This window comes from Tropicimonas sediminicola, assembly GCF_900188335.1.
Taxonomy (GTDB): Bacteria; Pseudomonadota; Alphaproteobacteria; order Rhodobacterales; family Rhodobacteraceae; genus Tropicimonas; species Tropicimonas sediminicola.
In genome coordinates, this window is record NZ_FZOY01000012.1 from 29,734 (window position 1) to 52,179 (window position 22,446).

At 56.3% G+C, this 22,446-nt stretch carries 14 protein-coding genes and 2 pseudogenes; 9 read left to right on the forward strand and 7 right to left on the reverse strand.

The window, feature by feature from the left end; translation table 11 throughout:
• Positions 1-65: 65 nt before the first annotated feature.
• Positions 66-1,631 carry an ABC transporter substrate-binding protein gene (locus tag CHB86_RS22145; protein ID WP_089235303.1) on the reverse strand — a complete coding sequence of 522 codons (1,566 nt, stop codon included), beginning with the start codon at positions 1,629-1,631 and terminating at the stop codon, positions 66-68.
• 489 nt (positions 1,632-2,120) lie between these two features.
• Between CHB86_RS22145 and betC the strand changes: the two genes are divergently transcribed.
• Positions 2,121-3,641, forward strand: coding sequence for a choline-sulfatase (gene betC / locus CHB86_RS22150; RefSeq protein ID WP_089235304.1), 1,521 nt, complete (start codon positions 2,121-2,123; stop codon positions 3,639-3,641).
• A 12-nt stretch (positions 3,642-3,653) separates the two neighbouring features.
• On the opposite strand, the gene CHB86_RS22155 is transcribed toward betC, so the two are convergent.
• Positions 3,654-4,634, reverse strand: coding sequence for a GlxA family transcriptional regulator (locus CHB86_RS22155; protein ID WP_245838286.1), 981 nt, complete (start codon positions 4,632-4,634; stop codon positions 3,654-3,656).
• A 56-nt stretch (positions 4,635-4,690) separates the two neighbouring features.
• On the opposite strand from CHB86_RS22155, the gene bcoG reads away from it, so the two are divergent.
• The 5 genes from bcoG (at position 4,691) to CHB86_RS25250 (ending at position 10,246) form a co-directional block, all read left to right on the forward strand.
• Positions 4,691-5,599, forward strand: a complete 909-nt coding sequence (gene bcoG, locus CHB86_RS22160) for a 3-dehydrocarnitine:acetyl-CoA trimethylamine transferase BcoG (RefSeq protein ID WP_089235343.1) — start codon at positions 4,691-4,693, stop codon at positions 5,597-5,599.
• On the forward strand, positions 5,599-6,363 hold the full coding sequence (locus tag CHB86_RS22165) for an SDR family oxidoreductase (RefSeq protein WP_176442981.1): 765 nt from the start codon (positions 5,599-5,601) through the stop codon (positions 6,361-6,363). The genes bcoG and CHB86_RS22165 overlap by 1 nt, the downstream gene beginning before the upstream one ends.
• Positions 6,360-7,787, forward strand: a complete 1,428-nt coding sequence (locus CHB86_RS22170; RefSeq protein ID WP_089235306.1) for a carnitine 3-dehydrogenase — start codon at positions 6,360-6,362, stop codon at positions 7,785-7,787. The genes CHB86_RS22165 and CHB86_RS22170 overlap by 4 nt, the downstream gene beginning before the upstream one ends.
• 306 nt (positions 7,788-8,093) lie before the next feature.
• A complete protein-coding gene (locus CHB86_RS24325) occupies positions 8,094-8,246 on the forward strand; it encodes a transposase (protein WP_425445437.1) in 153 nt (50 codons plus the stop codon).
• 203 nt (positions 8,247-8,449) lie between these two features.
• On the forward strand, positions 8,450-10,246 hold the full coding sequence (locus CHB86_RS25250; protein WP_141134957.1) for a hypothetical protein: 1,797 nt from the start codon (positions 8,450-8,452) through the stop codon (positions 10,244-10,246).
• Between the two features lie 85 nt (positions 10,247-10,331).
• Here CHB86_RS25250 and CHB86_RS22180 read toward each other — a convergent pair.
• Positions 10,332-11,080, reverse strand: a pseudogene (locus tag CHB86_RS22180) (IS5 family transposase).
• Positions 11,081-11,254: 174 nt separating this feature from the next.
• Between CHB86_RS22180 and CHB86_RS24335 the strand changes: the two are divergent.
• Positions 11,255-13,060, forward strand: a complete 1,806-nt coding sequence (locus CHB86_RS24335) for a hypothetical protein (protein ID WP_141134958.1) — start codon at positions 11,255-11,257, stop codon at positions 13,058-13,060.
• A gap of 150 nt (positions 13,061-13,210) precedes the next feature.
• Here CHB86_RS24335 and CHB86_RS22190 read toward each other — a convergent pair whose 3' ends face one another.
• The 3 genes from CHB86_RS22190 to CHB86_RS22205 form a co-directional block, all read right to left on the reverse strand.
• Complete coding sequence (locus CHB86_RS22190) at positions 13,211-15,526, reverse strand: nucleotidyltransferase family protein (protein WP_089235309.1); 2,316 nt, start codon at positions 15,524-15,526, stop codon at positions 13,211-13,213.
• A gap of 1,607 nt (positions 15,527-17,133) precedes the next feature.
• The gene (locus tag CHB86_RS24345) at positions 17,134-17,709 is read right to left on the reverse strand and encodes a hypothetical protein (protein WP_141134960.1); all 576 of its coding nucleotides are present in this window, start codon (positions 17,707-17,709) and stop codon (positions 17,134-17,136) included.
• Complete coding sequence (locus CHB86_RS22205) at positions 17,706-18,356, reverse strand: hypothetical protein (protein WP_141134961.1); 651 nt, start codon at positions 18,354-18,356, stop codon at positions 17,706-17,708. The genes CHB86_RS24345 and CHB86_RS22205 overlap by 4 nt, the downstream gene beginning before the upstream one ends.
• A gap of 953 nt (positions 18,357-19,309) precedes the next feature.
• On the opposite strand from CHB86_RS22205, the gene CHB86_RS22215 reads away from it, so the two are divergent.
• Positions 19,310-20,656, forward strand: a complete 1,347-nt coding sequence (locus tag CHB86_RS22215) for a tyrosine-type recombinase/integrase (protein WP_089235313.1) — start codon at positions 19,310-19,312, stop codon at positions 20,654-20,656.
• Between the two features lie 87 nt (positions 20,657-20,743).
• On the opposite strand, the pseudogene CHB86_RS22220 reads toward CHB86_RS22215, so the two are convergent.
• Positions 20,744-20,941 (reverse strand): annotated as a pseudogene (locus CHB86_RS22220) (IS3 family transposase); the annotation flags it as partial.
• A gap of 872 nt (positions 20,942-21,813) precedes the next feature.
• Here CHB86_RS22220 and nusG point away from each other — a divergent pair.
• Entirely contained in the window at positions 21,814-22,371 is a 558-nt protein-coding gene (gene nusG, locus CHB86_RS22225) for a transcription termination/antitermination protein NusG (RefSeq protein ID WP_176442982.1), read from the forward strand.
• The last annotated feature ends 75 nt before the right edge of the window (positions 22,372-22,446 follow it).

Below are 22,446 nucleotides of genomic sequence, written 5' to 3' on the forward strand. Positions count from 1 at the left end.
AGACATCCCGTCGCTCGAAAAGCAACCTGTTCGGGGCACGGTTGCGCCCCGAACTATCGCATTCCTTACGCAAACCACCAGCGTTCGATCGCGCGGAAACCGTCCATCGTCCAGTTCGCACCTATCTGCTCCGGTGTGGCCACCGCATCTGTGTGGGCCATAACGTAGTTAGCAAACATCGGGATAACCGTGCTGCCCTCATCGCGCACGAGTCTCTGCATTTCGACATACATTTCGCGCCGCTTCGCTTCGTCAAGCTCGGAGCGGGCTTCGACCAGAAGCTTGTTGAAGCCTTCGTGTTCCCAGTAGCTTTCGTTCCAGGGAGCTCCGGAGGCATAGGCTGTAGAGAACATCCAATCCTCGGTCGGGCGGCCGCCCCAGTACGACGCCACGAACGGCTTCTGCATCCAGACATTGGACCAATAGCCATCGGCCGGCTCGCGGGAGACCTCGACCGTGATCCCGGCCGCGGCAGCGGATTCTGAGATGAGGACGGCGGCATCAACGGCACCACCGAAGGCAGCCTCGGACGCAGACAGCGTGAGGGACAGTGAGTCCATCCCAGCTTCCCTCAAATAGAACTTGGCCTTATCCGGATCGTACGTGCGCTGCTCGAGATCGTCGGCATGGAAGCGGTTGGACCTTCCGATAGGATGATCGTTTCCGACAACGCCGTAGCCGTTCAGTATCTTCTCGACAAGTTCCTCGCGGTTCACCGCGTGTTTGACCGCCATCCGAACGTTGTTGTCGGTGAAGGGATCAGCGCGGCTGTCCATGATGAAGGTATAGTGCTGGGTACCCGAGACCGAGAGGATCTTAATGTTCGGCGCCCGCTGCAGCAGATGGACCGTGTTGAGATCGACGCGGTCGATCACGTCGACCTCGCCGGACATCAACGCGTTCTGGCGGGCGGCGGCATCGACGATCGGCAATAGAACGATGCCGTCGAAATGGGCGCGATCGGACTTCCAGTAATTTGGGTTGCGGGTCAACAGCGCTTCGACGCCTGGGTCAAACTTGTCAACCACATAGGGCCCGCACCCGTCGGTGGAGGTTGGATCGATCTTGCCATCGACCGCCGGCATGATCGGAATGTGATAGTCCGACATGATGAACGGGAAGTCGGCATTGCCACCGTTCAAGGAAATCACGACGTTCTGACCGTCGATCTTGATGTCGGTGATATTCTCGACGATCGGCTTAGCGGCTGAGGTACTTTCCTCACCGCGATGGTAGTTGATGGAGGCAACCACGTCCTCCGGCGTCAAATCCTTGCCGCTGTGGAACGTGACCCCTTGCCTGATGGTGAAAGTCCAGGTCATGGCGTCCGCCGACGCCTCCCAGCTCTCTGCGATCTCCGGCGCCAAGGAGCCATCTGCCGCGATTTCTGTCAGGTTGTTATGGCGTGCCGTGGCAAAAACTTGGCTGTAGGCGTTGTCCCAAGAGCCGGGGTCGAGGCTGTCCGAGGTGCTTCCGTGCCCCATGCCAACTCGGAGAATCCCGCCTTTCTTTGGCTCCGCCGAGGCTGGTCGCACGCCGGCGGGAAGGATGAGCGAGGCTGCGCCGAGGGCGGACGCCCCCTTGAGAACGCCACGACGGCTGATGCCGTTGGGCAAATTTCTGATAGTCATTGATTTCCTCCCCTGACGTCGTCGCAATTCATTCCTGCGACTTTCTTGTTTCCGAGATCCTGTCGCGGTTCTTGGGGCGAGTCGACTGCTTTTTGGGATTTTGTTCCCATCACGTCCGCACTCCGGGCTCGTTTCCAGTTACCGAGCGCAGCCGCACCTCGAGGGCAAACCGAGGCCGGCTCGCGAGGCCTGCTAACCAGTCGGCATTGCCAAGAGACCGGGCGATACCTGATGCTGAGGTTGCAATTTCGACGAGAGAGGTGACGGATAGAAGGGATCGGTCACGACAGATGACTTTACGGCCACACGCAGGGAGCGCATTGCATGGTTGGTCCATCGAGCAAAGTTTTGTTTCGGGCCGGTTGCGATAGGCCCGCCACTGGCTGGCCGGGCCGAAATCGGCGCGAGACGCGACCACCCGGAAACAGCAGCGCCAAGAAGGCCATCATCGTCCGGTATGCAAATGCGCCCTGAACGATGGATGGATAAATGACGTATGTGGCACCACGTTCCAATTTCCTGATCCTGATGGTTGACCAGTTGAATGGGACACTTTTCCCGGATGGCCCGGCGGCTTGGCTGCACACCCCCAACCTGAGTTCGCTCGCCGCACGCTCGACGCGTTTTGCCAATGCATATACCGGATCGCCACTTTGCGCTCCGGGCAGGGCCGCTTTCATGTCGGGCCTATTGCCCTCCACCACGGGCGTCTTCGACAATGCGGCAGAGTTCCAATCCAGCATTCCCACATTCGCCCATTACCTGAGGCGTGCCGGCTACCAGACTTGCCTCAGCGGCAAGATGCATTTCGTCGGTCCAGACCAGCTACACGGATTCGAAGAACGCCTGACGACCGATATCTATCCGGCCGATTTTGGCTGGACCCCCGATTACAGAAAACCCGGCGAGCGGACCGACTGGTGGTATCACAACTTGGGCTCAGTAAGCGGCGCCGGTGTCGCCGAGGTGACCAATCAGCTGGACTACGACGATGAAGTTGCCTTCCATGCAGTCAGAAAGCTCTATGATCTTGCAAGAAGCGGTGATGATCGGCCGTGGTGCCTGACTGTTAGTTTCACCCATCCGCACGATCCCTACATTGCCCGGCGGAAATATTGGGACCTGTATGAAAACTGCGCGTATCTGATGCCCGAGGTACCTGCGCTGGACTACGAGGAGCAGGATCCTCATTCACGGCGCATCTTCGATGCCAACGACTGGCGGAACTACGAGATCACCGACGAGCAAATCCGCCGATCGCGGCGCGCCTATTTCGCCAACATCAGCTACCTTGACGACAAGATCGGCGAGATCCTGATGGCGCTAAAGGCATCGCGGCAGGAGGCAACCATCATCTTCGTTTCCGACCATGGAGACATGCTTGGCGAGCGGGGCCTTTGGTTCAAGATGTCGTTCTTCGAAGGCTCAGCCCGGGTGCCGCTGATGATTTCGGCCCCTTCCATGGCGCCGGGGCGGATCAATGCTCCGGTCTCCACGCTCGATGTCTGCCCGACGCTTTGCGATATTGCGGGTATGGATACAGGCGACTTCGCAGCTAGTACCCACGGCGAAAGCCTCGTCCCTCTGGCGCAAGGAGGAGAGCGGTCCGCACCGGTGGCAATGGAATATGCAGCAGAGGCTTCCGTTGCGCCGGTGGTCGCCCTGCGCTACGGCAAATGGAAATACGTGCGATGCGTGGTCGACCCGGATCAGCTCTTCGATCTGGAGGTTGACCCACATGAGCTAAGCAACCTTGCCGAGGTCCCCTCGCACCAAGGCACCCGCGCAAGCCTGCGCGCAAAGTTGGAGGCCCGCTGGGATCTCGCGGCGTTCGACGCGGCGGTGCGTGAAAGCCAGGCGCGGCGGTTGGTCGTTTACGACGCGCTGCGCAGCGGCGGTCACTTTCCGTGGGATTTTCAACCGCTCCAGAAAGCCTCTGAACGCTACATGCGCAATCACTTTAATCTGAACGACCTTGAGAACGCGCGGCGTTTCCCGCGGGCCGAATAGGGGGCGGCCTTGCTATATCGCTCCGTCTTGCTGTCCGGCTCTGAGCTGCGAGGGCGTCGCGCCGTATTCGCGGCGGATCGCCCGCGCCAGCGCCGCAGGGGATTCGTAGCCGCAGCGTACAGAGACTTCCGCAACGCTTAACGCTCGGCTTTCGAGCATGGAGCGTGCCGAGGCAAGGCGCAGGTGGCGGTAGACCTTGCCCGGTGGCGCCCCGAGCCGCGAGCGAAACCGTCGATTGAGGGTTCGTGGCTGGCAGGACAGGGCGTATGCCAAGGCGTCGAGCGACAGCGGGTGTTCGAAATTGTTGCGCATCAAGTCGAGGGCCCGAGCAACCATGGGGTCTGCCGCGTTTTCTGACCATGCCGAGGCGGAATAATCCCTGCGGGCATACAGCGAATTGACGCTCATCCGGGCAGCAACACCCAGAGACTGCTCGACGAGGCCCAATGACAGGTCCATCGCTGCGAGAACACCCGCGCAGGTCACAAAAGGTCCGTCGCGCACCACGTTGGTCCGCTCGGCGGCAACTGCCAGAAAGGTCTCTGAAAAGGCCTCGATGAGGTCCCAGTGCAAGGTCGCCCGCCGCCCGTCTAGCAGTCCGGCCGAGGCCAACAGCCATGGCGCTGCGTCGAGTGCTGCGGTGACAGGGGCTTTCTGACTCGCCGCAACTAGGGCTCGACGAGTAGCCCGCGTGTCGTGCCTGAGGTGATCATAGCTCGCCAGAATGACGAGCGCATCGTACGCAGGCATCTCCGACAGCTTCGAATGGGGCACGACCTGTATCCCACTCGATGATTGCGCCGGCGCGCCATCAAGGGTGACAATCTTGACATCGAACGCCCTCGCTCGCGCCACCCTGTTGGCCGCTTGCAATGGTTCGACGCAATTGGCGAGACAAAGGTGCGAGAACCGATCGAATATCAAGATTGTGACGGATACGGGTGGACCGAGAGAGTTTGTCCATTTCAGCATGATGAATGTCTCTTTCGGCATGACGTGTTGTCCTCCCGGATGACTTAGCATGGGGAAATTTCCATGTGGAGTTCGCAATGCCTCTCGCCATGAACAACGACGTCTTTATCACCTGCGCCGTGACCGGCTCGGGGTCCACCCAGGATCGAAGCCCACATGTGCCACGCTCGCCGAAGCAGATCGCCGACAGCGCGATTGCCGCGGCCAGAGCGGGCGCCGCAGTGGTGCATTGCCACGTGCGCGATCCCGACACCGGCGTGCCATCGCGCGATCTCGCCTATTACCGCGAAGTGACGGACCGTATCCGCGCAGCTGATGTCGATGTCGTGCTGAACCTGACCGCCGGCATGGGTGGCGACCTCGTTCTAGGCGGCACCGAAGAGCCGCTGCCACCAGCTGCCGGGACTGACATGGTAGGCGCCGAAGAACGCGTTGCTCACATCGCCGAATGCCTACCCGAGATCTGCACGCTGGATTGCGGCACGATGAACTTCGCCGAAGCCGACTACGTAATGACCAACACGCCCGGTATGCTGACCGAAATGGCCCGCAGGATGACCGAGCTTGGGGTCAAGCCCGAAATCGAGGCGTTCGACACCGGGCACCTCTGGTATGCCAAGCAACTCGTCGCCGATGGCGTGCTGGACGCGAATGCACTGGTGCAACTCTGCATGGGCGTTCCCTGGGGCGCCCCGGACGATCTCAACACCTTCATGGCCATGGTCAACAACGTGCCGGACGACTGGACGTTTTCCGCTTTCGCGCTTGGTCGGCACCAGTTGGCCTATGTCGCCGCCGCAGTGCTTGCGGGCGGCAACGTTCGGGTGGGTCTTGAAGACAACCTCTGGCTGTCCAAGGGAAAGTTGGCGACCAATGAGCAGCTGATCGAACGTGCGGTCACGATCGTCGAGAGCATCGGCGCGCGGGTAATCGGCCCGGCCGAGGTGCGCGAGAAGCTTGGCCTGGTCAAGCGGGCGCCACGTTGATGGGCCAGAATGTCCTTATTACTGGGGGCGGCGGCGGCATCGGCCGCGGACTTGCCGAGGCCTTTGCCGGGCGCGGCGACAGGGTGGCGATCTGCGATACCGATCCGCAGGCCGTTGCGCTGGTGGCCGATGCCATTCCCGGAGCAATAGCGGTAGAGGCCGACGTGACCGACGAGGCCGCGATGGACGCCTTCCTCGGCCGGGTCGAGTCGGAGTGGGGGCAGATCGACGTGGTCTGTGCCAATGCCGGCACCGGTGGCCCGGCCGGGCGCATTGAGTCGTTGGATTACGGCGACTGGCAGGCCTGCGTGGCTGCCAACCTGCACGGCGCCTTTCTCACCTGTCGCTGGGCGGCGCGGATGATGCGCGCGCAGGGCCACGGGCTGATAATTGTGACGTCATCGACCGCCGGGCAGTTCGGGTATCCGATGCGCTCGCCTTATGCCTCTGCAAAATGGGGCGTCATCGGGTTAACGAAGACTCTAGCGATGGAACTCGGTCCAGCGGGCGTTCGGGTGAATGCAATCTGCCCCGGCGCCGTTGAAGGCCCTCGAATGGACCGGGTCGTCGCGATGGAAGCCGCGGCAAGCGGCAAGTCAGAGGACGAGGTGCGCGCGCAATACGTTAGGAGTGTCTCGATGCGAAGCTGGGTAAAGGTGGATGACATCTCGGAGGTCGTGCTGTTTCTAGCCTCGCCTGCCGCCGCGCGGATTTCGGGTCAGATCCTGGCCATCGACGGACATACAGAGACCCTAGTGCCATGAAAGGAACGGCTGCAATAGTCGGTGGAGGGGTAATCGGCGGCGGCTGGACCTCGCGGTTCCTGCTCAATGGCTGGAATGTCAGGGTATTCGACCCCGACCCGGAGGCCAAGCGCAAGATTGGCGACGTGCTCAGCAACGCCCGCCATGGGCTGCCGATGCTCTACGATTGCGCGTTGCCGCCGGAGGGAGCCCTCTCCTTTCATCCGAGCATCGGCGAGGCCGTCGAGGGCGCCGAGTGGATACAGGAGAGCGTACCGGAATGTTTGGAGCTGAAACACGCCACCCTTGCTGAGATCCAAGCCGACTGCGACCCGCTCGCTGTGATCGGTTCCTCGACCAGCGGGTTCAAGCCCTCAACTCTACAGAAGGGGGCCCCGCGGCCCGAACAGATCATCGTCACCCACCCGTTCAACCCGGTCTATCTGCTGCCACTGGTTGAGGTAGTAGCATCCGGGCAGACGGCGCCATCGATACTCGCCAAGACCAAGGCCATACTTGGCGCAATGGGGATGCATCCGCTTATAGTTCGGGCCGAGATCGACGCTCATATCGCAGACCGTTTGCTTGAGGCGGTGTGGCGGGAATCCCTCTGGATGATAGACGATGGCATTGCCACAACGCAGGAAATCGACGACGCGATCCGCTTCGGCTTTGGCCTGAGATGGGCTCAAATGGGCCTATTCGAGACCTACCGCATTGCCGGTGGAGAGGCGGGAATGGAGCATTTCATCCGCCAGTTCGGCCCGGCACTGCAATGGCCTTGGACCAAGCTCGTGGATGTTCCGGAATTGACCGAAGAACTTATCCATAAGCTTGTCGACCTGTCCAACGCCCAGTCGGGGCACATGACGATCCGCGAGTTGGAGCGAAAGCGCGACAACAACCTCGTGGCCATGCTTCGCGCCCTGAAACAGCAGGGGAGCGCAGCCGGGCGGCTCCTCCTAGACCACGAGCGCCGGCTTCGGCCTGCGCTCGCCCCCGCCGCCAATCTGATGACCGCCCGTCGGGTCGTGCCCACCGACTGGACCGACCTGAATGGGCACATGAACGAAAGCCGCTACGGGCAGGTGTTCTCCGACGCCGCCGAGGCAGTCATGGCGTTAGTCGGCGCCGACGAGGATTACATCGCTTCGGGTCTGAGCTACTTCACAGTAGAGACCGAAACGAAATTCCTTGCCGAAACACATGCGGGCGAGCGCTTCGTTGTGCATACCCGGGTGACGGAAGGCGCGCGCAAGAAGATACGATGTTTCCACGAAATGCGGCGAGAGACCGATGGCACTCTGCTCGCCACGTGCGACCAGTTGATGATCCATGTTGACCTTGCCAAGCGCCGCGCTTGCGAACCGCCTGAAGAGGTGCAGCAGAAGGTCGAGGCCCTTGCGGCTCTGCATGCCAGCGCTGGTGGCCTCCCTGATGCCTGAGCCGCAGGAATGCCACTAACCATTTCGCCTTGCCTTGGGCGTCCATGTTCCGCGAGGTACGCGATCGGCTCGCGAACAACGCGCCAGGCGGGGGTCTTGACAGCGTTTACAATGCAGCGACCCACAACAGCGCCGCCCGGGATTGGTGGCAGAAGCGGGCCATCTACTCAGAGGATTTCAAATCCGCTTAGCTCTCCAACTGCAGACAATAGCGCTCATTGCAGCGCTGCGCTTCGGATTTATGGTAGGACGTGATCTGTGTGAAGCAGGACGGCATCAGATAGGATACCTGCATAGAACATTGCGCTGTATTGGGAGTCTCCACTACGGGCATCGCTCCACAGCAAGAACCCCATCGAGCGTCTGAACGGCGAGATCAATCGACACACTGATGGCGTCGTTATCCTCCCAAATAATGCGTCGACCCAGAGATTAGAAGGCGCGGTCCTGTTACAGTAGATCGAGAAATGGACTGTCTGGCGTAGACAATGCCGCGGGCACTGTCTTGGCACCGACAGACCTGGCTCATCGGGCTTTTCAGCTACCGTTCAATAGGTCAGGCCGAAAATGTTTGGAGACCACTGCCAGATGCCCTTAAGCTCCTAAGAAGCCAGCCAAGTGCGACATGCTCGGAAAAATAGTAGTTTTGGGAGAAGGAAACAATGTCGTTTCATCAAATCTATAGCGGCCCAGGCGGAAGGGATTTCCCAAACGGCAGCGAGTATTCCACGGTGATAAGTGGAATGAGGATGACTTGGTTTGATCCGTCAACGGGGACTGCCGCCTTTGAAAGTAGTTTAGGTTACTTTCACATTCCAAGGCTTACGGCTCGCATATCAGGTGATCCACTTCCAGGGTATTACTCATCGCCATTTTCGAATGCCGCTGGAGGGACATCATATTACAACGTGGCAAAGAATAGCCATGTGGATCGAATAAATTTTCAATATACAGCCATCCAAAATGACGGCGGAGGCACAGGCGGCAACGGTGTTCAGCTCAACGAAATTTCCGGGCGCACAATTTTCGACCTAATCGGCAATCAGGACACTCTACATATTTCTCTGGGCGATACTGACAGCATTAACGGCAACCGCATCGACCTTAGGAAGTTTTCAGCAGAAAGATATGAAGTCTTTGGCGGCGAGGCCTCAGACGTCGTGTTCGGAGGGACATCCAATAGCATAGTACACTTACGTGGTGGAGCCGATAAGTATACCGGGGTTAGCGATAAAGGTGCACTTTCTTCCGGGCAGGTCGCTCCGGTTGAGTACGTTTACGGCGATTCTGGAGATGACAGGCTTCATGGTGGGCGTTGGAAGGACTATCTTTTTGGCGGAGCGGATAACGATGTACTAATCGGCGGAAAGGGCGGGGATTACCTAGACGGTGGCGAGGGTGATCGGGATACGGTTCGATTCTCGAAATCCTGGACTGAAGGTCGAAAGAACTTTTCCATGGATGGCCAAGATGTCATTGCCCGCGTTGACGGTGCAGATCGAATTCGCAACGTAGAGTTCGCAAAGTTTTCTGACAAAACAATGCCATTAGTGAACTGGAAATTTGTTATCGGTCGCTGGGACGATGGAAACGCTCAAGTCGAACTGTACCAGAACGACATTCAGATTAGATCAATTCCGGCCTACTTTGATGATGCCACACCAATACCGAACGGCTCTTATGGAGCGATGGTGCGCTTCAAGCCATCAAGCACTCCCGGTATAATTGCAGATGGCAAGAACTGGCGAATTGAATTGTCCGACCAAGAGGATGGCACAACAACTGTTCTGGGAGATGGGGTCTCGCCCAAACGTACCGCAATACAGATTCACAAGGGTGGGAGCACACAGTCATCAGATGGTTGCATCGTATTGCCGGGAAGCGACCTGAGGCAACTTCTTTTCCCTCTGACTGAAGCTCTGGCAGACGCTGGCCCCGTCGACACGCTGGGAGGTAAAAAAACCTATCAGCTGATATTTCCCCTCTCCGTCGAGCTATATGGCAACGTTGCACAACCTACACTCGAACGTGCAGGGGGGAAGGTAAAGAAGGTAGAGGCCGGAGATGCTGGGTCGGTCCGTTTTGCTCTTGATGATGGGGCAAACGACTCCATTACGAAACGCGTCTATCTAGAATACGACCTCAAGTCCGCAGGCGCAAAGGCCGCAAAGATTGCAACTTCGATAAGAAAGGGCAAAGGGGTCGAAAGTGTAGAATTCGACGGCGATCGACTTAAGGTCGAACTCAAGGAGAGTCACGACAGTTTCAAGTTCAATTTCCAATCCAAAACCGTCGGTCGAGCTGACTTCACGCTAGTTGACGCCGACTTCATGCGCTGGAAGAATGGAGATTGGGTTCGTCAGTCTCAAGAAAAATGGCAGATGAAGAAGCTGATGGATTTCTCAGCGTTGGATTTCGGAGTTCAGATTTATGAGTCGCCAGACGAGCTTTCTATTTAGGACTCAGGTTGTGGACTTAAACAGCAGTTGGCTTTGTGCAGGAAATGCTCTCCGGCGACTAAACCAGGGTCACGACTCATAGCCATTAGATGACGGTTGCTGCCAGTGCGATGGCTGAGAGAAAGACCTTCGGGCACCTGTCGTACCGGGTTGCTACGCGGCGCCAATCCTTGAGCCTGCCGAACATGAACTCGATCCGGTTGCGCCTCTTGTATCGGCGTTTGTCGTAATTCACCGGGGTCTTGCCCTGCTTCCGACTTGGGATACCGGGGCGAATCCCTTTGTCTTTCGACGCTTCCCGGTACCAGTCGGCGTCATAACCACGATCTCCGAGAAGCCATTCGACATTTGGCAGGCTGCTCAACAACGCCCGTGCGCCGATGTAGTCGCTGACCCGTCCTGCCGTGACGAACAGGTCGAGCGGGCGTCTCTGGCTGTCGCAGATGGCGTGCAGCTTTGTGTTCATGCCGCCCTTGGTTCGATCAATCAGACGTTCACGCCCCCCATTTTCACGCCCATACTTGACGCTGTCCTGTGTGCCTTCAGATAGGTCGCGTCGATCATCACGGTTTTCTCCTCGCCGTGTTCTGCCGCCAGCCCGGCCATCATCCGGGCAAACACGCTTTTGTAGCTCCAACGCTTCCAACGGTTTTAGAGCGTTTTGTGCCGGCCGTATTCCGGAGGCGCATCGCGCCACCGTAAGCCATTGCAGCAGATGAAGATAATCCCGATCAACACGCGCCTGTCATTAACGCAAGGCTTGCCACGGGACTTGTGAAACAAGGGCTTCAGACGCGCCACTTGGGCGTCGCTCAGCCAAAAGAGATCAGACAAGTTCACCGCTCGTTTTCGGAACCGTGACTTACGCAGCCAGTCGGAAATCAATGGGTCCTGACCCTACTTGGGGAATTTCAGTTGACTGACCGCTCCGCCAAAGTTGCAACGAACACCAAATTTTGGCATAGTGGCCTGAAATAATTGAAAGATAATAAGCTTGGGAGGGGGAACTTGCATATCTTTGACTACAGAGGCTCGTCTCGTGGAGTTCAAGAGACCTATTGGTTCGGGGACTCGTTTCCGACCATTTGGACCTATCTTTATGATTACGAAGGTCAGAAAGAAGTAACGATTAAATACCTCGTAGACGGAGAACCAGCATCTAATACACTCACGGTTGGCGATGGACCCGACCCCAGAGTCACTCTTCCTACACTTAGCTCTTTGCTCCTTGAGCAAAGCTACGAAGACAATGTCAAGTTAACAATCACCGGGGACATCCCTGCAATTCCCGACATCAATTCTTTCGTGCAATCATCCTATAGCGCCCAAAATTATTCTGCAGCCTTTAGCTTGATGAAGGCGGATAAAGACGCCTATATGGACGCAATGGAACAATGGGCGACCGAAATCAGCGAAGTTACTCCTACAAACTTTCGCTATGAGTTCGATGGGTTAGATCTCAAGATCGCCTACGGCGGAAACGACAATCTACTTTCATTCCAAGATGGCAACTTTTACGGATACTATGGGTCAATTGGCGTTAGAACCTCTGGCAATGATGGGAGCGCTTCTGATCGGCTGTTCGATCACTCCAATGTTCTAATGAAAGTATTTGGCACTAGATTTGACGATGCCTTCCGAATGCCGGATGGAAGCGATGTTAATTTCAAGCTCCTTGGCGGAAATGACACCGTAGTCGCAAAATACTGGGATGACGATGCGGGCGATACCTTTTCCACTGTACTTAATGGCGGAAATGGAACTGATACTATTGAACTCCTTGGCGGCTTGGAGGATTGGAAGTTAAATGTTGCCGGATCCCCCGGCGACCTTACCGTAAAAATGACACATGATATTTCCGGCCGAATAATTAAAATGAAGGACTTTGAATTCCTTAAGTTCGGTGACGAAGCCATCCCAATTGTTGAGTGGAAGTTCGTTGTTAAAAGGGGTCAAGATGGCATAGTCAAGAGAATTGAGTTCTGGGAAGACGGAGACCTGAAGAAGTCTAGTAATGCGTCAAAGTATCAAGCCTATGACGATGCCACCCCCGTGAAGGCCGGCACCTATGACGCTGTCTATCGTACGAACTCAAGCAAACCGGCGCCCGTTATTGAATTCGCTAAAAACGACGGCACCTCCGATGTTCCCGGCCGAACTCACATAGAAATCCACAACGGGAACTTCACCTACAACTCGGAGGGTTGCATCGTTGCATCGCCAAAAAGATTCCTGAATGACGTAAAAGCAATGATGGAAGAGAAGTTGGAGGATATGAGTGTCAATGGCGAAGGCGCGGGTATCAAATTCTATGATCTTCCAATCCCAATTCAGGTCGAAGTAATGGACGTAGACGGTAAGGTTAATCAACCAAAGCTTGGATTCAAGAAAGACGAGCATAAGGTCCAGGAAGCCACTAAGATCGTCAAAGTTCCTCTTAAGTTCAAGAATGACGGTGATGTCGATGGCATCACTAAGCGGATCGATGTTAAATTCAAGCTCTTGGGCAGCAGCACAAACGAGAAGGGCGACGTTAAGGTTGATCACTCAAACTTGGTGAAATCCCTCGGCAACGACACATTCAAGTTCACGATCTCGCACAAAAACAAAAATGATGTCGTAAAAATTCCGATAAAGATCTTCGAGGACAAAGATAATAGGGATGAGCTTCTGAAGTTCGAGATAAAGGAACTAACGCTCTATAACGTGAAGCCTGACGGTTCGGCAAAAAAGTACGTTGACTACAATGTAGCGTCAGATCTCCTTCTTGATGCGAGAAACGATACTCTCGATCTTGTCATTGTAGATGTGTGAGGCGGCATTTGCGCTGAATCCCAGGGGACTGTTAATGTACGACGCACCGATGGGGCACAGGCAACCATGAGTTCTTGATCGCTCGGTTGGTGATTGACGCTGATCTGACAGTAATGCATCCGTACTTTCGAGGCGAGTCATTTCCGTGGATTAAGCGACCTCAAAAATATTGGAAACCGCAAACTCGGTTTCTTCATAAGACATCCTGTATGATGCAACCTCTCGGAGAAAACTGGCCAACCTTCGGAAAGCTGCCGCATCAAATGCTTCGTTCATACTCAGACATTGCTCCATTAGCATTGAGAAACAAGCAACCGGCCCAATCTCTTCCAGACGGTTTCCGCCACCTGGATGAAACTCAGGGAATATCACTGCGCGAACCTCTAGATCACGCGGAACAAGCTTGGGATCTCGGACAAAACCTTCCGTCAGATACTTCATTGTTATCCCGTCGCGGCGTCGGAAGTCCGTTAATCTCTCGAGATCCACGACCAGGTTTCGCATCGCCGACCAACCGCTTTCCTTGACGGTCGGAAATACATGAACGCCATAGGCCCTGAAGTCGCCGCTCAGAAAGGACATCTCATCCGAGATGTATTCTGCGCCTCTATGTGAAAGAGCAATTGACAAAGTGCTCTTCCCGCTCCCAGAGGGTGCCGGAAGCAATACACCTCCCTTCGATATCTCTAACAGCGCCGCGTGAAGATAGAAGGCATATGGCAAGTGCCCAACGGCAGCTACAAGGATCGTGTCTAATAGCATGTCGGGTAACGCTGCAGGGTCGATGCAGAATCCTGCTTCCTCCCCGTCCACCTCAATCACAACGCCATCATCCTCGTTGAAGACCATAACCGATGCAGCGGGTGTCTCACCCCCATGCATGTCAACAAAGGGCCCGATCAACTGATCAAACTGACCAAGGTTCACGTTGCGATCGGCGGTGACGCGAAGCGGCACACCCGCAACAACTACATGCCAAACGGTTGCACTGTAGGCAAAACGGGATGGAGTTGCAGGACTTCTTTCAGAAACATTGGGATGAATGCCAAATGCTTCGTCTTCGGCTTGCATCTCGCCAATCCAACCGCTGCGGTGCCACCATGTCAGGATGTCGGTGATCTCGCGAAGAGCGCTTGTTCGGGCAACACCGCGCGCGGAGCGGTAGGCTTCCAAGGCCTCGTTCCAAGGTTGCTCCGTGCCTATCTGGTCGAACAGGAATGCCCCCGCTGAGTTCAGTGAGTGAATCTGTCCAGACCATTCATCGAATACCAATCCGCCATCCTCGAACAACTCATAAAGTATGTGTGGGCGGACACGCCACAGTTGCTCCACATACCTCTCCCGGAGCCCGCCCAATGTCACCCCTCGGCGGATCAATGCACCAAGAATGACATCCGGTCGGTGCAATCCGCGAGCACGGGTTTGCGCCAACGGGATTGCGGGAAGAAGCAACGCCGATGCCCGTGCCTTCACCCTGTCCGGCAGCCGCTCACGCAAGTCTGTGTGGTAATGTGCAAATTCAGACTGCGTGAGGGAACGCTCGGATTCGCCCTCGAGCATTCTTTCAACTTTCATTTCGATACTGGAAGCAGGATCCCGCCGTCGAGATCCAAGGTTTGCTTTGAGGACCAAATCGGCGCCAACTGGCAACGGGTGATTGAGGTTCTTCAGCATGGCGAAGCAGAGTTGGAGAATCTTTCCCAGCCCCCGCTGACAGGAGACTTCCCATAGGTCACCGTAGTCAGCTTCTGCCAACGGATGGAGCAGTGCGGCCATGTCGACAAGGCTCTTTCGGATGACTTTTTCCGGATACTCTTTCACTGCATTGATCGCGCATAACAGTATTTGTTCTGGCAGAGTGAAGGTCGGAAATTCGTGTTCGTCTATGCCGACGATGTACGGATCATCGAAGCGGGTTTTAAAGCCATCTGCCAGCGGAAACCAACGTGGCGCCAAGCGCGTGTGAAGGTCCAGTGTTCCCGCTACGGGTGAGGTCATATGCACCTGACACGCGGACCGGTCCTGTTCTTTCGCAAAGCGAAATCCTATGAGTTGAAGCGCCTTGACGGCTTCCTTGCTATCCGTGGGCTTTACGAGCAAGTCGAAGTCGTTGCTTACCCGAAAGTTTGGATCTCCATAGGCAAGTTGAGACAGGACAGTCCCCTTCATTGCGAGGACTGGGATGTCTCGCTTGCGAAGCTCTGAGATCACGAATGCACTGTTTGCCAGAGAGGAAACCGACGTCTGGCGCGCAATGCTGCGCACATTTCTGAGACGTACCAAGCTAAGATCTCGGAATACCGGATTGTCACGCTCGATGCCTCGCGCAACGTAAAGAAGAGGCGCGAGATCAGGTATGTCCTGCGGAAACCTCATGGTCAGGTTTTCGAGGAGGTTGCATAGCGCCTTTACTCGCGCTTCGGGAACCACAACCTTCTTGTCAGTGCCCATGCGGCCCAGCACCATTCATCAATCGACCTCTATGCTCAAACGAGCAGCGCGAAACCCGACCAAAAACGAAGCCGAATTCATGGATGCTCGTGAGTCACCATATCCAATGCCTCCACAAGAAGACTTCGAGTCGAGCCACCCAAACCAACGGTCTACGCAGTCCCTTTGGCTGAAGACACCATTGGCGAAACAATGGACTTCCGACTGCAAGGACAGCGCGAATGCTACGCCTTCCTGGCTTGCCTGGTCAGCCGCGAATACCACCAGTCGTCGGTACGTCTCCCGGATCCGGTTGGCACCCTCCAAACAAGCATTTGATATCGTGCCAAAGGTTAGAGTAAGCGCTGGCCGGATCAGCCTTTAGGGACGCTGCAACCACCAGAGAACTCGTGGCCGCTACGGCAAAAGCCTGATTTGACGATTTCAGGAACTGTCGGCGAGTGATCTTCTTGGCACTGCCTGAACCGGCGGAGCCGTTTTCAGTATTGTCTGGCATTTTAACCCCCATACCAAACCTCTTTTCGTTTATCATATTTTTGCCACTTTGTCGATTGTAGGGGCGAGTATCTATGGGAAGTTCGAGACATCTCTAGGCCGGTAGAAATTGGGATACTATCTGAGTTGCCTGTCGGTGGTACCGCGCGCAGTTCGGCGCAGTCTCCGACGTGAGTATGAACGGAGCTGATGGCACGAAACAACAGGGTGAACCGCTACTTGTCTGAGCCCCGCGATCGCGCGCTCCGCGGATGATATTGGACAGCCACGACGGCTACCCGGATGGGTCATCGGCAATCCTAGCCATCGTTCCGAAGATCGGATGCAGCCGGGAGTCTCCGCACCAATCGGTGGCCCAGGCCGATACTGACCGCTTCACTCAGGGCGGCAAGACGAGCGAGGAGCGAGCGCAGACCAGTGAGCTGGAGCTGCAAACCCGGTGCGGTTCATGCATCTCCGAAATTCACAGCTCATAGCCTTCGACACGTGAGACGAACTTGGACCGCAGAAAACGGTTGCCCACGCGAGGTTCGCGATCGGCCTATGAAACACGTGTTAGGCGGAAGTGATGATAGAGCATTCAATGCCGCGCCTCCTAACGGCGCCGACTGATAGTGATGACAGACGTCGGCCGACTTCTTTCGGGATCATGTGATCCGCTTACCGTTCCAGCCTGAGTACTAACCAGATCTCAAATCCGCGAAGGTCCTCGAGCGAAGACTATGCAGTCTTTCAATCCGCTTAGGTGTAAGTCATGCGCCTGTCCGTAGAAGAGAATGGCCGGGCGACGCAGCCGCGGGTAGCACAGCCCCTGAACGGTCCTTGATTGCGGGTTTCGGATCCTTGGCCGCAACCGGGCGGGTTACTGCTGCTGTCTGGCGAAGGCCCGGTCTTAATCAACCGCGGCTCCCCTGCCCTCGTCGGCGGCTATGGCCGTTGGAAGCGGCAGTGTCAGGGAATCCCAATGGCCATTTCCCGACTGCGCTCCTGAAGAAAAAACTCCTTCACAATAGCTTGCAGCACTTACAATATCTGTCATTTGGTCGTCCAGGACGGGAAGGAAAAGGCAGAATGCGCCAAATACAACCCATGCGTGCATCTTGGCTTTGTTTCGGTAAATCGGTGTCTCATGCAACCTTCTCGGCCAAATCATCAGCTTGCGCCAGGTTCGCCAACCAGGTCTGAAAGGCCCTCTTTCTGTGGCCACGGGCTTCCCGAACGTAGCGCTGCAGAAGCCTATGGCGCCGTCCACCGCTTCCCGTTTCGGCAATGGCGTTCTTATGGATTCGCCTTATTAGATTGAATCGTTCACGCAGCTCTCTTTCCGTCACTTTGGCCAAACGCAATTCAGACATGATATTTTCGGCAGACTCCTGAAGATCATAAAGGGCATCCGGTACTTGCCTGCTCCCAAGCTCAAACTCATCAAGGGCCGCCTGCGCAGAACACAGCCTCACCTCGGCTTCCGCCAGCGCCATAGCAGCTGCGACCCGCTTGTCACCTTTCAGGATGTCACCGGGATCCAGATCCGGATTGTTCAGGATGATCCGGGCCCACGCCGCTACTGACGTAGGATCTGCTCTTGCAGTGGCACCATGCTTCCGGGCGTTCCCGGAGACGATCGCCCTTCCCTGCGCCGTTCTGGGGCCCGTGCTCTTCTGCGCGTTTGCCTTGTTGCGAAGGGCGATACCATTTTTACTCACAGTTCGATGACCTCAGCCTCGACGGGCCGTGCCTTCTGAAGGGCGTCGAAATCGCGTTTGACCTCGCGGCGGCGGCGCTCCAATTCCTGCAACTTCTCCTCGTGTTTCCGGACCGTCACGCTCGATGAACGATAAGCTTCTCCCATGAGCTCGACGACCTCAATGCCCATGGCATCGATCTCGTCACAGGCTGCTGCAAATTCCACATCCTCGCGGGAGATAGCTCTTGTGGCAAGATCACGGCCTTTGACCGCCGCATCATCTCGATCGAAAGAGAAAGGCGCCTCCCAGTCATCTTCGGTGCCGCCGGATTCAACGTGGGAGTCCCAGGCCTCATCCAACGCGTCGTCATGAGCCGCCTTTTCCTTTTTTACGACAGCGTCGCAGATGGCGTCCCCTATGATCTTGCGCAGGCCCGCATCGCGCATCCGACGGTGCTGTATCAGCTCCCACTCGATGGCGACGAGATTCTCCGCAATCACGCTTTCGTAGGGCGTCACCGGTGCAAGAGATTGCATTATCCCGTCGTGAAACCCCTGAAATGATCCTGGGTCCTCGCCGACAATGTGCTCTCGCACGGGCAGCAGACTGGAAAAGGTCGTCAGGCCGAAGCGGGCCGGGTCGGAAGGCGCGAGTTCGTTCGACACAAAGATAGTCCTCTTATGGTGCTCGCCCGCGCCACCTCCCCAAAACACGACGAACAAATCCAGATTAAACTACCACATATGGCACATTGCGTCCACAGAATAACCACCTGTAGAAAGAGGCATGCGTCGAGGTCAGGGGTTCCTTTTCGGCAAGGCACTTTGGAATGAGGGGAAGGCGGAGTACGGGGTGCGCGGCAGCGCCAAAGGTCTGCGCGCCGAACCGCTCCAAGTCGAAGACTTGCTACACAACTTGATCAAGTTCCAAAGAACCCACGCAAGTGAGCCTCCATTGGGACGCTTCACATTGATCAGACCCTGCCACGGCTGGTGACTACACCCCTTGGAGGTGAGCAGATGCTTACTCCAACGGGTTCCCAATCCGAACCCCAGGGCGATCGGTTGGCGTACCGACAAACTCGATGCCCGCGGTTTCAAGTACATTTCGGATGGCCTGCAACACGCTTGCGCTGGACGAAGGAACACCGTTTTCAGCCTCAATGCGCTTGATTGTGCGAGTTGGAACGCCAGTCCTTTCGCTCAGTTCCTGAACAGACCAGCGAAGAGCGAAGCGTGCAATACGAACTTGGTTGCCAGTTACCATTTTACATCTACCAAGCTTGGCCTTATAGTGCCACATATGGCCCATATATTCCTTTGCATCGCGTTCGCGCCCCTTCCAAGCGTTTCATCGCTCAAGAACCAATGGCTACCCGCATCTATGGGTAGCGGGTTCGAGGTGGATGAGAAAGGCAAGATGTGAAGAAGTCCGACGGGTACGTGAAATTTCCGTTCAGATCTATCAAGTTACCGTCTTTAAGAAGGGGGGGGCCGCGACTGTTGAGAGCCTTACATTGCCCGCCGCTGGCCAAATCAAATACCCTTCTAAGCAAAAGCGTTAACTGTGAGTCGTCGCGCGATACCTTTTGCCAGGTGCCAGCTCGTAAAATGTGCAAATGATGTCTGGCTCCAGTGACCATACGAATGAGATTGCTTTCAGACTGATTGCAGCGGCACTTGAATCCGGTGTTAAGGGGCAGCTTCGCGAACTGCTGCTTGAGGCGGAACGTCTCGCCAAGTTCGGAGCCGCACAACAAAGCCCTTCCGAGGAGGATTACAGCAGTCTTGTGCTTGGAGATTCACTGTCCGATCCCCAAAGACCTGGCTTGCTTATGCGACATAATACGAACTTGGGAAAAGTCTGGATATTCTCCTTTCAGCATCCTAACACGCAAAAAAATGAAGAGATTGAGCTGGGCCGCTTTCCTGATGTGCCGCTAACGTTGGCTAGAAGTCTTTGGGACCGGCTGAAAGATCTCGCGGGAGAACGTCAGGATATCGAAGTGTCGTCTCGTGATCGCGTCGATCCGAAATCTCCAATCTCAATCAACGAGCTCTGCAGCATCTACATCGAGAAATACGCCCGAAAGGTTAAACGCAGTTGGAGGGAAGATGAACGGATGCTCCAGCGCCACTTGATTCCTGACTACGGATATATTCAAGCAACGGCGTTTACACATGTAGAGGCCACGGAACTTCTTGAAAGAATCCATTCTTCGGGCACCCATAGGGAGGCTGAAAAAGTCCGTTCCGTCGTCCAAACCATGTTCAACGTCGCGAGTGGGCGAACACGTAAGATCTCCATGTTGGGCGGCACTTGGCTGCCACCGGATACCGAGAACCCCGTGAAGAACGTGTTTCTGCCCATTCACAAACCCAAGAACCACAAACCTAGTGAGGCCGAACTTCGCAATTACATGAGAGGCTTGGGCGCCCTCCACTGCGGTCCGGTTCTGATGGTTCAGGCATATACGATGTCACGGATATCAGAGGTTACGAAAATGACCTGGCAGGAACTCGACCTCTCCACAGGTCGGTGGGTTCTTCCCGGTCAACGCGCCAAGAACGGAAACGAGCACGTGGTACTTCTGCCAAACCAAGCCGTCGAGATCTTAGTTAAGCAAATGGATACGCAGCAGCGCACCGGGATAATCTCCAACTTCGTTTTCAGCTCACCCCGTGACACAGCGCGCCCACGATCGCCGGTTTCCGTTCAACAGCAGATTGCAACGCATCGGTTAGGATTAGGTGTATCCCCGAAATTCACATCTCATAGCCTTCGACACGCAGGACTAACTTGGGCTGCAGAAAACGGCTGCCCACGCGAGGTTCGAGATCGTCTCACGAACCACGTGTCAGGCGGAGGGATCGACAGCGTCTACAATGCTGCGACCCACAGTAGTGCCGCCCGAGAGTGGTGGCAGAAGTGGGCCGATTACCTACAGCACTTGTTGATCCGTTGAGACCGGCGACTAACACGCCACAGGTTGAGCGCGACAGAAAACGTCGAACCTGAGTTGTCAGGGTGATGGGCTAGAGCGGGCTCAGGCATGCTCCCTGTCCGTGGTCCGCTTGAACAGGCGTTCCTGCCTTGCCATGAGGCCGTTCTTGCGCATCAGCCGGGCTGTGCGGTGACGCCCGATCTGATGGCCTTCTTCGATCAGGTCGCGATGCATCCGCGGCTTGCCATAGGTGCCGTTCGATAGAGCGGATATAGTTCGAAAGTGAGCAAGATGGATCATCTCCTGACGCTGGCAGGCCGGGCGGTCGCGCTAGGCGAACACCCCACCCCACTCCGCCTGACGTCCAGGACCCGGCACATCGTGTGAATGGGGAAGCTTGCCTCCTCCGCCTCGATGAAGTCAAAGCTAATCGACTTGCCGCTTTCGCGAAGAAGGCCGCAGCCATTTTCAGGATATCGCGCTTCAGCTAGGCCTGCAGATCGGCCGATGCCTCGATCGGCACGCAGGCGCCCCGCTCGCGACTGAGCCATCGCGTCAAAGTCGAAAGACCGATCCCCAGATCTTACGCGATCTCCAGCCGTCTCATGCCGCTGGTCAGCGCCAGCCGCACCGCTTCACGCCGCAACTTCAGCGTCGGTCTGTTTTCCGTTTCCCGTAGAACACCTCCTGGTTCCTCAGTTGGTGATCTCCATTCTTCAGGGCAAGTCCAACCAAATCCATTAGGACCCGCAGGCCTTCGTCGTACGCTCGCCCAGAGTGAAAGCCACTTTCAGGGTATCCGCCTGTGCCCTGCAATGGCAATTTCTATATTGCCATGTCATACATCTGGGGTTGGGAAATCAATGACTGCGCAGGTATGAAGAACAAGCCTTTAGGGGGACTTCTCCATCTGTGCCGGGCAGCCAAGAGGCCTTTGGTCGCGGCCATCTGGCAAACACAACTGAAAAACCTCTCGTCGCGAGATTCGGACAATGAGGTGAAGGCCACGCGGGCTTCGTCACAGAAGCCCCTTTCGGTGAATGTCGGTGATCGGATTTCCGAGGCTGCTTCTCTTGGAATCGGGCGCCATTGGTATCCCTTGGCGTCTTGCGCAATGAGTTTCGGACCTTTACCCCTACGTCTGTCTTTCCAAGCCCTGTGATCTGCGGAGGAAGCGCTTGCCAGCACCTCAAGGCCCACCTTGGCTCGTCGCACAATTGAAGCCGAACGGATTGAAGGCAGCCGTCCTCAACCTGGAGCGGCAGGGCATCGAAACGCTCATGCTTTGGCGGACTGAGACTATCGCGCGCGGTAGAAAGTTCTTCGATCGTCAAGTGCCGCTGTTTCCGGGCTATCTATTTGTTCGACCGGGTGTTGGGGCACCTTGGCGGTCTATTCAAAGCACCGTCGGCGTCGCTCGCCTAATCTTTGTCACCAAAGACCATCCCGCAGAAGTGCCGCAAGACTTTATCGACGCGCTAGCCGCCCGATGCGACGGCGACGGATGCGTGCAACATGATAGGCCGGTCAAGGTCGGCCAGGAAGTAAGAATAACGCGCGGGCCGATGCACGATCTTGTTGCTTGCGTCGAGCGACTTGACGGGCCAAGCAGAGTGGGTGTGCTCCTCGAGATCATGGGCCGTCCAGTTCGCGCTTCCCTTTTGCAGCGCGATTTGGAGTCTATAGAGGTGACGCTCAGGACCGGCGCCTTAAATGGCAAAGGTGCCAGCTTCTGACGGCATCTCACCTTGCCAATATGCAGCGAGAGCTCTCGTCAGACGTCCCGATGCAACGCGACGTTGGCCATTCGC

Bases quoted from the DNA above. Each gene is read 5' to 3' on its own strand.
- CHB86_RS22190 (WP_089235309.1), bottom strand. From the start codon at position 15,526: ATGGTGCTGGGCCGCATGGGCACTGACAAGAAGGTTGTGGTTCCCGAA.
- CHB86_RS22155 (WP_245838286.1), bottom strand. From the start codon at position 4,634: ATGCCGAAAGAGACATTCATCATGCTGAAATGGACAAACTCTCTCGGT.
- CHB86_RS22145 (WP_089235303.1), bottom strand. From the start codon at position 1,631: ATGACTATCAGAAATTTGCCCAACGGCATCAGCCGTCGTGGCGTTCTC.
- bcoG (WP_089235343.1), top strand. From the start codon at position 4,691: ATGCCTCTCGCCATGAACAACGACGTCTTTATCACCTGCGCCGTGACC.
- CHB86_RS22165 (WP_176442981.1), top strand. From the start codon at position 5,599: ATGGGCCAGAATGTCCTTATTACTGGGGGCGGCGGCGGCATCGGCCGC.
- CHB86_RS22170 (WP_089235306.1), top strand. From the start codon at position 6,360: ATGAAAGGAACGGCTGCAATAGTCGGTGGAGGGGTAATCGGCGGCGGC.
- CHB86_RS25250 (WP_141134957.1), top strand. From the start codon at position 8,450: ATGTCGTTTCATCAAATCTATAGCGGCCCAGGCGGAAGGGATTTCCCA.
- betC (WP_089235304.1), top strand. From the start codon at position 2,121: ATGACGTATGTGGCACCACGTTCCAATTTCCTGATCCTGATGGTTGAC.
- CHB86_RS22215 (WP_089235313.1), top strand. From the start codon at position 19,310: ATGATGTCTGGCTCCAGTGACCATACGAATGAGATTGCTTTCAGACTG.